This window comes from Saccharibacillus brassicae, from assembly GCF_006542275.1.
In the GTDB taxonomy this organism is placed as follows: Bacteria; Bacillota; Bacilli; order Paenibacillales; family Paenibacillaceae; genus Saccharibacillus; species Saccharibacillus brassicae.
The window spans coordinates 4,972,398-4,984,323 of record NZ_CP041217.1 but is presented as its reverse complement, the minus strand read 5'-3'; the positions used below and the strand labels follow the sequence as shown (position 1 = coordinate 4,984,323).

The window sequence follows — 11,926 nt, the reverse complement described above, 5'->3', positions numbered from 1 at the left end:
GAAGTGCCCTTGGAATTATTGGACCGCTACATCATCGAAAGCATTACTGCCTGTTTGGCCGTCAGCCCAGAAATCGCCCATCGCAATTCCTTTGAATGCCGTAATGCCGACAGGCGATCCGACAAGCGTCCCATCGATATACAGATCTACCTGGGTCCCCGAGGTGTAATCCCATTTCAACTCATGCCAACCTGTCGTACGGGGAATGTTCGTGGCCGTCTTGGACGTTCCTGCCCGGTACACATAGTGGGTCGAAGAGGTGGCCGTGTCCACGCCCAGACCTCTCCAAGAACCGCTGTTATTCCATGTCCCGTTATCCACGCGTGCCATGCTCTGCATGGAACTGTCGCTCGCATCGTCATAGAACCATAGAGACACTACCCTGTTGTAGCTGGAGCCCAGCGTCTTGTAGATGACATCTGTAGCTTCGTTGATTGCATAGCTGCTGCTTCCGCTATGCTTAATCGATGAATTAGCGGAAGGCGTTCCATTCCCGACAGACCAGTTCGTGAATCCATTCTCGAAAGAATCGGAGAAGTTCCCGTTATACTCAATCGGAAAGTCGGATTTTAATCCAATATTGGCATAGTCCATTTTGGACTTGTCGAAGCCGTTATTCCAACTCGTATTTATTTCGGTATGGCCGGTAGCCGAATTGTTCCGCCTTTGACTGTTTTGAACGTTTGTAACTTCTACGTTCTCGAAATATTGGGCGTTGGACTTATCGTCCATATATACACCATACGGCGCATAATCCGTCATGCTTGGATGCGCATACGTGTTGTCAATCGTTACCTGGATCACTTTATTGACATTCAGGTATTCATTTATGGTGTTGACGCCTACCGCATAGACCGGAGCCGTGTCGCCGCTATCTTGTGCACTATTGGAGATTTTCAAATATTTGAACACATTGTCTTTGAGATATTTCTCGCTTGCAGGCGGCTCCCAGCGCGTTTTCCAGGCTATGGCATAGCGCGGGCTATTGGAAATTTCGCTGTACGATACTTCATTGTTACTTGAATTCATCACATAGATGCCGCCGCCATTGCCTACCGTTTCACCTACATATTCAATTTTGTTGTTGGTTAGAAGATGAGAGTTGTTTCGATCCCCTTCCCCCGGATATCCGCCTTCAAGAAAAATCCCGCTATGTCCAATATGTTCAAACCAGCTTCGGGACACGGTATTATGATCGTTATCAAATAGCATATACACGGCGTTCAAGCCGAGATTTTTAAAATGGCTTTTGTCTATCATGATAAACCTCGAATTTTGCAGCAGTATGGCGCCCGTTCTCAAATGCGGCAGGTTGATCTCCCGATCGTAAATGTTGTAGGCATGACTCTCTCCCGAGTCTCCCGCTTTGATCCAGGCATGCCGGAACCAATCCGTAAAATCGGTAGCTTCAAAAGATAATCCTTCAAATACAATGTTGGCGATCCGGTTGCTCGGAGCACTTCCTTTCAGTTCGAGCAAGGTTTGAACTTTGGGCGCGATGATCGTTTGCGTATTGATGTCGCCGTTTATCGCCCAATAGTAGAGATCCCCCGTTGCCGAATTCAGGTAAAATTCACCCGGTTGATCCAGCAGTTCCAACACCCCTTGCACGTAATACCTTGAACCCGCGTTATTTCTGTAAAGCGGGTACCGGGTAGGTTCACGCAGTGTGATCTGTCTCGTCGTCGTGTTGATGCCCGTAATCGGCACTGTGTCTGTAAACCAATTCCAAGTTCCGCCGGACCATACAAAGACTTGAGCTTCTTTCAAATCCCATCCGGTCGGATTCAGATCGCCCGAGCCGTACTGCAAAACGGTGCTGGATCCGTTTACGTTTTCACTTTTCAAATAATCGGCTTGTGCCATAGTGTACCGGCTTGACCTTTTGTTTGGGTAACGCGCTTTCCAGGCTGTCCGGCCATTTTCATACAGGGCATTGAATTTCCATCCTGCTCCTACATTCGTTTTATAAATATTGCCCGAATACGGCGTCCAACCTGTCACTTTCTGTCCGCCGATCAGCCTTGCCGAACCGACGGCATCTCCATTTTTGTAATACACGTTATGTCCGTTCGTACCTGAATCCTGCTCGTTGAACTGGATTGTACGATCGACATAGTAGTCGCCCTGCTTCAAATAAACGTAAATATCTCCGGTCATGTTCGCGTTGATCGTTCTTACGACATCGCGAGCTTTCTCCACTGTGGCAAAAGGCTGTGCCGACGTTCCCGGATTGGAGTCGCTTCCGCTCGGAGCTACGTAATAAGTCGCTTGAACGGCTGCCGCCCCTTTGGCTTCGTGAATCGGAATCGTATGAGTGACTACAGCAAGGACAAGGAACAGCCAAATAATCTTGAGGCTATTGGGATAGCTCCGCTTGTGATTTAACATTATAAACCTCCGGGTATGTGTAGGATTGTATTTTTGGTAACGCTTACAAAATCTTTTTTTTAAACACCCTCTCTTCTTGAAGAGGGTGTTCTCGTTTGGTTTACTTCGTCTTTTTCCATTCATCGAGCTGTTTCTGCGCTTCCGCGACGACCTTTTCGGCCCCGGCTTCGTTCAACTTTTTCTGGAATTCGGCCAGCTTATCTTCAGTCTCGACGATGCCCGTATTTAGACCCGGACCATACTGATCGATCACGGAAGTTACATTGGCAATTTCCGCAGCCACCGGAGCGCTGTCGAATTTAAACCCGTTAATCGGCGAGGTTATAGCGGACTCGTTTTCTTTACGTGTCTCCTCCGGAACTCCAGGATCTTTGCCCTCCAGCAGATAACCGTTAAACACGTTACCGAATACCCAATCCGCCGCTTTGTAAGAAGAATCTTCTTTGACCTTGACGACGTTATCGGATACTTTCGTATAATGCTTGCCTTCGATTCCATATACAAGAAGGTTGTACAGCTCTTTATCCGTATTGACCAGATTGATAAGCATCATGGCGCGCTCCGGATTCGCGGACGTTCTACTGATTGCCTGATTTGTCGCTATGGTCGTACCCGATGTGATATACGGTTCGGTGAGCGGGATCTCGATGATCTCCTGTCCGCCTGAAGTCGCTTTCCGTTCTACCGCCCCTCCCGGTTTGAGCGCATTATGGAAGTCGACCGCAACTTCGCCTGTTTTGGACAGGTCGGCGACGTTTTTCAGAACGGCTGCATCTTCGTTGATATACCCTTTGGTATACCAGCTTCTGATAAAATCCAAATACTTTTTGTAATTTTCCGATTCGTATACGTTAATTATTTTATCCGGATTCCCCAGGTCGATCCCGATCACGTTGGTGTTTAAATTCCCGATCGGTTCAAGATTGAATTGGCGTGGTGCATTGATCAGTTTCCCTCTGCGATCGACGACAAACGGAGTCACGCCTTTTTCGTTCTTCTTGATTTGCTCAAGAAAAGGCTCTATATCCGCCAGCTTCTTAATGCTGTTTACATCCAGGTTATATTTGTCGGCAAACCGTTTTTGGACGTAAAAGCCTTCTTTGTTGGTCACCGTTTGGTAATTGGGTATGGCATGAATTTTCCCGTCGATTTTCAACGAATCCCATACGAAATCGGGTACGCTTTTTTTCACGTCGGGCGCATATTTCGCAATCAGATCGTCCAGCGGAAGGAATGCGCCTTTGGCTTGATTTTGGACATAATCGAAGTTCCAGTTCGAGGTCCAGATTATATCCGCTTTCTCTCCCGAAGCGACGACCGTATTCATTTTCTGCGTGTAATCTCCGAAAGTTTGAACCTTCAATTTGACTGTGGCGTTGATTTTGGCTTTCGTGATTTTATTGACCTCGTCTTCAACCGATTGCACATCGGCCGGTATTGCGGCCAACGGGAGATACCAAGTCAGCTCGACCTCGGATTCTCCCTCACTGGATTTCGATCCGCAAGCGCTCAGCACCGTCATTACCGCGAGGATAACAGCAGCAAGACCAAGCAGTTTTTTCTTGCTATTTTTCATGTACCTTTCCTCCCTTGCCGTTTTCTGTTTTGAGTTTATGTTCAAATCCCGTTCAGACTTTGTTGGCAGGCCTGATCTGCGGGACATTGAAACCGTTAGCCTTTGACGGATCCGAGCGTCATTCCTTTGACAAAATGTTTCTGAAAGAACGGGAATACGAACATCATCGGACCTGCAGCCAATACGGCAAGCGCCATTCTGGCCGATAAGCTCGGGAATTGGGACATGTCCACGCTGACGTTGATATTGCCGCTGTTGTTGGCGAGAAATTCGATCGTATTCATGGTCCGGTATAACAGCAGCTGGATCGGGACAAGCTTCGGATTATCGATAAACAGCAGTCCCAGCCACCAATCGTTCCAATAGGTGAATACAATGAATAATCCCACTGTCGCAAGAGCAGGGGTCGACAGAGGCAAAATAATCTTCAGGAAGATCCTCCATTCGCTCGCTCCGTCCAACTTTGCCGATTCGATGATTTCAGACGGAATTTTATCCATAAATCCTTTCATGATCAGCACATAAAACGGATTCAGCAAATACGGGATGATCAATGCCCATATCGTATCTTTCAAATGAAGGTATTGCGTGACGAGGATATAAAACGGGACAAGCCCGCCGCTGAACAACATCGTGAAAATAACATAAAAAGTCGTAATGCGTGCATATCGATAGTCGCGGCGGGAAATCGAATAAGACAGCATGCTGGTCAGCAGCAGGGACGATACCCCGCCGATGACAGCGACGGTTATCGTGACTCCGTAAGCCTGAAGCAGTTGGGCCGGCGATCCCAGGATGATCCTGTAGGCCTCTGTGCTCCACTTCTGCGGAATGAAATGATAGCCTAGCGAATTCAAGACCGATTCGTCGGTAAACGATATGGAGACAACCAAAAGGATTGGCAGAACCATAAGCATGCATAACAGGACGAAAAATACGTTGATAAAAACACGGGAATAACTGAGTTTGCTTGTCATGTCAAATCCTCCTTTCTACCAGAGTGCATGGTCTTTGTTCAACTTTTTGATGATGGCGTTGGTGGACAATACCAGAATAAACCCGACCACGGATTGGTAAAGACCTACTGCTGTGGACATCCCCACGTTTCCCGCTACCCGCAAAGACCGGTACACATACGTGTCAATCACGTCCGTTACGCCGTAAAGGAAGCTCGAATCGTTCGGGATAAAATAAAACAAACCGAAATCGGAACGGAAGATCTTGCCCATATCGACAATGAATAAAATAATGATCAGCGGAGTCAGCAAAGGCAACGTAATTTTGCGAATCACCTGAAAACGCGACGCTCCTTCGAGCTTGGCCACTTCGTAATAACTGGGGTCGATTCCGATGATGCCCGCATAATAGATAAGTGTCGCGAATCCGACCGTTTTCCATAACTGCGCAAGCACGATAATAAAAGGCCAGTATCCTGCTTCCTGATACCATTTGACGGGATTGAGACCGAGATCGGTCAGCGTGACGTTTAACAATCCGTGCTGGTGATCCAGGAAAGCCAGAACGATATAGCCGACAACGACCCATGACAGAAAATGAGGAAGAAACAGAACCGTTTGATACGCTTTCAAAAATCTTTGGCTGACGGCATTCAACAAAATCGCCAGCAAAAGAGCGAGGACAGTCCCAATGATAATAAAGCTGAAATTATACACAATCGTATTTAGCGTGATGATAAATGCAGTGTCCGAACTGAAAAAGAAAGCGAAGTTATTAAAACCGATCCATTTGCTGCCCCATAAGCCCAGATCGTACCTGTATTCTTTGAAAGCAATGATTAAACCGAAAAGAGGCAAATAGGCGAAAATCAATTTGAATATCACTCCGGGTAACGACATCATGAACAGTTCGCGATTCTTTATCAGATGCTGCCACTCTTTTTTAAGAAACCCTTCTCGTCCGGCTTTATTCCGCTTCAAGTTCCCTTGATGCTGCAGCCAGCTTTTTTGTTGGCGATTCATATGAGCCCTCCTATTCTTGGGTCTGTGAAATTGGATCTCGTATTCACACAATCACATAGAAGAAGGCCGCTGCGATACTGTAAAGAAACAAATTTACTGTACTTTGACACTGTAAAATCGAATTCTTTGTCTGTTTCTTGCCTTTTCATGCCGAAAACAAAAAAGAAGATCCGCAAGGACCTTCTGACGCTATCACATCACGTTTTTTTTGGTACGGTATTCTTTGGGTGTTGCCCCGTACTTCTTCTTGAACAATTTGAAAAAGTAGCTTTGATTGCCGAATCCGACCCGTGCCATAATTTCATTGACCGTTAATCCGAAGTTTTCCAGAAGCAGCCTTGCATGATGCAGCCGGATATCGTTAATGTATTCATTGATCGGCGTCTGTTCTCTTTCCCGAAAAATCTTGCTGATATGAGTCGTCGACATTCCCAGCTTGGAGGCGATATATGGAAGGCTCAAATCCGGGTCGGGGTAACGGTTCTCAATCATGTCTTTGATCGTGTCCACTAAGATCGAATGGGTCTGGTCGCTCGAATGATCTTTGCGCAGCGCCGACAGGTCCTTAAACATTTCTTTTAACGTTTGCTGCGCTTCGTCCCAAGTCTCTTTCTCCATGATGAGTGGATACAATTCTTTCAAATCGACGTTGAGCGGAAGCATGCTGTTCTTGCTTATCTCTTTGAGCGAATGATTGATGATTGAAATGAGATGCAGAAGAAGATGGATCATATTGTCGTAATTAAGCTGCTGAACGTACTTGCCCAAACTGTCGATCTGCGTGTCGAATGCTTTGTTATCGCCTGCTTTGATGCTTTCCTCAAGTTTTTTGGCAATGGCAAACGGAAATTAAAATACAATATTATCCATATTTTTTCGCACCATTGCAGGCAATATGAGAGACTGTTTGCCGTAAATAAACCGATACTGTCCCCGTTCCACTACTTTTCCGTACTGCATGGACAATTCGCCCGTATGCTGCACCAAGTCACTCACCGAGACGGTTATCGAAACCCGGTAATACAAAGTGAACATCGCTTGGACCTGTTCGAGAATATTGACCAATTCCCTCTCTGTTTCATGCTCGAAATTCGGCACGTTGAGCAGTACGGCCAAATGATCGCTTTTCATGTCCACCACTTCGTTAACGAAAGAATGGGAAATCAGTTCTTCCGCAATATTGCCTACAGCAAATTTATATAATCTCTTTTCTATCGACCGATAAAGTTCATTTTTCTGGCTTCTACCTTCGATTTGCAGTAAGACGAGCAGCATGGGGCTTTCAAAATCAACCTGGAACGTTCCTCTATCTATCGCATTCCTTAATTCTTGCGCCGTTACTGTAGAACTATCCATTAACATTCTGCGCAAAATATAGGTTTTAAGACTGCCCTGTTTTTCTTCCTGCTCTTTTCTCAACTGATTGACCCCTTCATAGGCCAGACGGTATTGGGCGGATATGAAGGAAAATTCATCTCCGGCCGTAAACTGTGCTTCTTCGTTGGCGATTCTGAAGCTTCCCATCTGAACGAGCATTCGATTCATTGGGCGGTACAACATAAGACTCACGGCAATGGAAGCGACAATGGACAGCACGATAAAAGCCAGCAGTATGCCGATTGAAACGGATCGCAGCCGATTGATTTCGCCAAATACGTTGTCATAATCCTGAGCGCTAACGATCAGCCAGTCGTTGGCTCCGATATTTTTGTAGCTGACGATCCATTTTCGCCCTTCTTCCGATGCGATAAAGGTGTCAAACGCGACGTGCGTCTGATCGCGATGCTTCAAAATAACGGGAGCCATGGACGATACATTAAAAGGCAGCGGCCTGCCCGCATCGAATGTACGTCCCATGCGGTCCATGATGAAGGTTACGCTTTCTTCTTTTGCGCCTATTTTATTGATCAGATTGATATTCTCGATCAACCATTCCGATTTTACGTTAAGAATCAGCTTGCTGGAGCCGGACTCACTCGGAGCGCCTTCATCCATAACAAAAGAAAACAAATCGATATCGTCTCCGACAGCTTTCTGAAGTGGGATAAACTCCATCTTCGGCACCTGGTCGCCTTTTTCTTGCAGATATCGATCCACCCGCCCTTCCATTCCGTCGTCTGTGCACGAAGAAGAATATCGGGTCGAATAATAGCAATCCGTTTGCTTGTTATAGACGATAATGGAATCCAGAAAAGGAGACGTGTTTACCACATTTTCTATTCTCATCATTTTCAGATAAAAATCGCGGTTGTCCATTTCCCGGCTGTTCAATAAATAGACGCTTTCGGGAGCAAAAAATAAAGAAACGGCCAAATTTTTGACGATAACATTCATGTAATCGATATTGTAGTTGATTTGGGTGAGCACTTTGGCATTGGCTTCTTCCTGCACCTTCAAGACCGTCTTCTCGGAATTCACATAAATCGCCCACCCGGACACAATCAGCAAAAGAACGACAGAAAGACTTACGCTGAGGAGGATGCGCAGCAAATATTTTCTTGACCCGTATTTTTTCAGCAGTCTCATTTTCTGTCCTCCGCTTGTTTGATCCGGTTTATATTCAATACCGATCATTATAAGCCGTGTTTACGATTTGACCCTGTACGAATTATTTGAAACCTGCACAATTTATCGTTTTCCTAGTAGAATTTGAGTATAATATTGGTAATCATCAATCGAAAGGACGAATGTGTGGAATGGATCATTTCTCGCTTATGGATCACAACATCCCGACCCCTCTTCATATCGTGAACAGACATGCCCATCCTTCATGGTCCGTGCCCGAAGGCAAACGCGGCTTTCATAATGCGATGCTGGTCGTATCCGGCAGAGGCACATGCTATATGAACGGAGAGGCACAGGACATGTATACCGGCCAGCTGTTCCATCATCCCATGAATCATAGCTTCGGCTACTCTTCCTCGGCAGACCAACCTTTGCATTGTTTGGGCGGGAATTTCATGGTCCAGACGCTGATTCAGGACGAACAGAACGGTACCCTCTCCACGGTTGAACGGCTGCCGTTGAATCGCTGCTCCTATCCGGGCAATTTCGCCATACTCTCCAGACTGTTCACGGACTTGGCCATGGTATGGAGCGATCCCTCTTCTTGTCGGATGATTCGCTGCCGGAGTATTTTGCTCAACATTTTCTCGGAACTGCTTCGAGATTCGGGCGAATCGTATTCAGCGAGAAAAGGCGATGAACAAATCCGGAAAGTCGCGGAATATATGAAGAAACATTGTGCGTCCAGACATACTTTGACCGAGCTTGCCGATCTGGCGGAATTGACTCCCTCTTATTTCGGACAACGCTTCAAGATGTTGACGGGTGAGACACCGATGGAGTACCTGAATTCCATAAGAGTAGTCAAAGCTCTTGAATATTTGGCTTTGGGCTATTCGATCAGCGAAGCCTCGTTCAGATGCGGGTTTAACGACCCTTTTTATTTCACTCGAGTTTTCAAAAGCAAGAAGGGCATGTCCCCGTCGGCATATATGAATCGCGGGGAATTGATGTTGTGATTTGTGTCACCCGCACGCTCTACCAACTACAGGTGACTTCATCTCCTTTATAGATAATCGTTTTGGACTCTTTTCCAATGACTTCGACAATAAAAGTAATGAAATCCTCCATGCCTTCATAACGTCCCGCACGCTTCTCGATGGTCAAAACGTTCGACTCATTCTTCCAGCTCAAATCGATGGTGGCATAATCGCCTTGTTCGTAATTGTAATTGTCTTGTTCATCTTGATATATCGTAAAAGCCGCATCGGCATCCGGGTAGATGACCAACTTCATTTCACTCTCGGAGCTGGCTCCGCTATGCTGCGCAACTTCGGCCATTGGAATCATCGATCCGGCTTTAGCGTATACCGGCAGCCGATCAAGCGTAGCTGTTGCGGTTACGGTCTGTCCTCCGCCGTATTTTTCCTGCGTCCAAAAATCGAACCAGTCGGCTCCGGCAGGCAAATATACGTCTCTTGTCTTGTCCGCGCCTTCAATAGGTACCGATTGTTTGTCATAATACATCGGGGTCGTAACCGGACAGATCATAAGCGCCCCGCCAAACATATATTGGTCTTTGATATTAAAAACTTCGGGATCTTCCATAAAATCAAAAGCCAATAATCGCATGATCGTATAATCCTTGAGCGTGACCATGCCGGCCATGGAATAAATATAAGGCAAGAGCCGATAGCGCAGTTCATCGAATTGAGCCAGCGTATCATAGAACATTTCGCCTTTTTCCCCAAACTGCCATATCTCTCGGCGCGTATCCGTTCCATGAGAACGAAAGACCGGTTGAAACACGCCGAATTGGAACCATCGGGTATAAAGTTCGCGGTAACCCAGATCTGCGCAGCCGTCTTCAAAGTCGCCATCCCAGAACCACATACTGCCCTGCTTCGTAAAAAAGGCTCCGATATCCACAGTCCAATAAGGCATGCCTGTCGCACAGAGATTGAGTCCTGCCGGAATTTGATTTTGCAGGGTTTTCCATTTTGCGGACGTATCGCCCGACCATAGAATCGTGCCGTATTTCTGCTGCCCCGTATAACCGCTTCTTGTCAGGTTCACCACGCGTTTTGTATCGGTCACGCTTCTCTGCCCTTCATAAATCGATTGGGCATGCATCAGGGAATACGCATTGGTATGGGTCTCGTCCATATAGATCTTTGCCGTATCATGAAACGCCAAATAATTCTGATCGGGCTCCGGCTTCACGAATGCATTCCATTCCGGAGTGATCGGCTCGCTGGCATCGCACCACCAAGCATCGATCCCCTGCGAGAACAACCCTTCATTTGCTTGTTTCCAGTACAGGTTTCTTGCGTGTGGATCAAACGCATTGTAAATTTCGGATTGTTGGAACAAGCCATTCTCCTGCTCCATTTCAGCATGATTTTCCGTGCTTTTGTGCATATTCGGCCAAATGGAAATCATGAAATGAACGCCATTGTCGTGCAAGGCATCTGTCATCCCTTTTGCGTCCGGAAAACGGGAACGATCAAACGTCTTCTGTCCCCACTTGCCTTCTTCCCACGACTGCCAATCCAGCACGATGCTGTCCAGAGGTAACTGACGGCGTCGATATTCCTTGACTGTATCAATGATTTCTTGCTCGGTCTCGTATCTCTCCAATGATTGCATATAGCCAAACGCCCATTTCGGGAGCAGGGACGCCCGCCCCGTCAGGCTGCGATAACCACTGACGATCTCGTCAAAGTTCTCTCCATGGATAAAATAATAATCCAATTCGGATGCGGCTATATTATACAGATAGCTTCCATATTCATTATCGTTAAAAATCAAAGGAGAATAGGTATCTTGCAGGATTCCGTACCCTCGGGTGGAAATCAATACGGGTATGGCTATTTTCATATTGGCTTGGTGCACGTATTGGCGAGTCCCCCGCAAATTGAGACTGCCTTCCTCCTGCTGGCCCAACCCATACAGCGCTTCTTCTTCGGACCATTCGAATTCCAATCGGGTTTGGTAGAGCGTTTGGTCGAATACTTTTTGGGCGTCGCGTACCACTTCCTTGACTCCGTCGGGTGTCTCGATTTTCTCCACGACGCTGTGCTCGTCCAATACCGTTTTGTACGAATCAAAGGCGTTCAAGTGTTTCCCGCCGCGGGCCGGTTCTTTGGTCAGCAGTGTGCCTTGATGATCATAGTAAGAAAACGCGCTCGTATTTTTCTCGATAACAAGCTTTATTTTCCGCGTAGCGAGCGTGATCGTAGATTCCTGCTCCGTGTAATCCCATGGGCACACCTCTAACTTTGGCAGGGTTCCCAACCCTTGAATGTCTGAAAATTGTGCTCTCAACGTATAGGTCACTCTGAGAATAGCCTCTGAAAAAGGCTCGATTCTAATGCTGCCGTTTGCGGTTTCCAAAATTAAAGCGTGTTCATTTTTTACGACTTGTTCAATCTTCGCCTGCTTGCGTCGATCTGCAATTAACATCGTAACCCTC

At 46.6% G+C, this 11,926-nt stretch carries 8 protein-coding genes; 1 reads left to right on the top strand and 7 read right to left on the bottom strand.

From position 1 onward, the window contains the following. Positions 1 to 15: 15 nt before the first annotated feature. From FFV09_RS20805 to FFV09_RS20780, 6 genes are all read right to left on the bottom strand, one after another. Entirely contained in the window at positions 16 to 2,391 is a 2,376-nt protein-coding gene (locus FFV09_RS20805) for a right-handed parallel beta-helix repeat-containing protein (protein ID WP_141449615.1), read from the bottom strand. A 100-nt stretch (positions 2,392 to 2,491) separates the two neighbouring features. Further along, a complete protein-coding gene (locus tag FFV09_RS20800; RefSeq protein WP_141449614.1) occupies positions 2,492 to 3,967 on the bottom strand; it encodes an ABC transporter substrate-binding protein in 1,476 nt (491 codons plus the stop codon). Positions 3,968 to 4,062: 95 nt separating this feature from the next. Next, positions 4,063 to 4,944: a carbohydrate ABC transporter permease gene (locus tag FFV09_RS20795; RefSeq protein ID WP_141449613.1), complete on the bottom strand. Its 882-nt coding sequence runs from the start codon at positions 4,942 to 4,944 to the stop codon at positions 4,063 to 4,065. Positions 4,945 to 4,959: 15 nt separating this feature from the next. Further along, positions 4,960 to 5,946: an ABC transporter permease gene (locus FFV09_RS20790; protein ID WP_141449612.1), complete on the bottom strand. Its 987-nt coding sequence runs from the start codon at positions 5,944 to 5,946 to the stop codon at positions 4,960 to 4,962. 192 nt (positions 5,947 to 6,138) lie between these two features. Continuing rightward, positions 6,139 to 6,714 (bottom strand): helix-turn-helix transcriptional regulator, encoded by a 576-nt coding sequence (locus tag FFV09_RS20785; protein WP_141449611.1) that lies wholly within the window; start codon positions 6,712 to 6,714, stop codon positions 6,139 to 6,141. An 81-nt stretch (positions 6,715 to 6,795) separates the two neighbouring features. Continuing rightward, the gene (locus FFV09_RS20780) at positions 6,796 to 8,472 is read right to left on the bottom strand and encodes a hypothetical protein (RefSeq protein WP_141449610.1); all 1,677 of its coding nucleotides are present in this window, start codon (positions 8,470 to 8,472) and stop codon (positions 6,796 to 6,798) included. 170 nt (positions 8,473 to 8,642) lie between these two features. Here FFV09_RS20780 and FFV09_RS20775 point away from each other — a divergent pair, with 170 nt between their 5' ends. Beyond that, on the top strand, positions 8,643 to 9,470 hold the full coding sequence (locus tag FFV09_RS20775; protein ID WP_170315099.1) for a helix-turn-helix transcriptional regulator: 828 nt from the start codon (positions 8,643 to 8,645) through the stop codon (positions 9,468 to 9,470). Positions 9,471 to 9,489: 19 nt separating this feature from the next. Here FFV09_RS20775 and FFV09_RS20770 read toward each other — a convergent pair whose 3' ends face one another. Next, the gene (locus FFV09_RS20770; RefSeq protein ID WP_141449608.1) at positions 9,490 to 11,916 is read right to left on the bottom strand and encodes a glycoside hydrolase family 31 protein; all 2,427 of its coding nucleotides are present in this window, start codon (positions 11,914 to 11,916) and stop codon (positions 9,490 to 9,492) included. Positions 11,917 to 11,926: the final 10 nt, after the last annotated feature.

Bases quoted from the DNA above. Each gene is read 5' to 3' on its own strand.
- FFV09_RS20805 (WP_141449615.1), bottom strand. From the start codon at position 2,391: ATGTTAAATCACAAGCGGAGCTATCCCAATAGCCTCAAGATTATTTGG.
- FFV09_RS20800 (WP_141449614.1), bottom strand. From the start codon at position 3,967: ATGAAAAATAGCAAGAAAAAACTGCTTGGTCTTGCTGCTGTTATCCTC.
- FFV09_RS20795 (WP_141449613.1), bottom strand. From the start codon at position 4,944: ATGACAAGCAAACTCAGTTATTCCCGTGTTTTTATCAACGTATTTTTC.
- FFV09_RS20790 (WP_141449612.1), bottom strand. From the start codon at position 5,946: ATGAATCGCCAACAAAAAAGCTGGCTGCAGCATCAAGGGAACTTGAAG.
- FFV09_RS20780 (WP_141449610.1), bottom strand. From the start codon at position 8,472: ATGAGACTGCTGAAAAAATACGGGTCAAGAAAATATTTGCTGCGCATC.
- FFV09_RS20775 (WP_170315099.1), top strand. From the start codon at position 8,643: ATGGATCATTTCTCGCTTATGGATCACAACATCCCGACCCCTCTTCAT.
- FFV09_RS20770 (WP_141449608.1), bottom strand. From the start codon at position 11,916: ATGTTAATTGCAGATCGACGCAAGCAGGCGAAGATTGAACAAGTCGTA.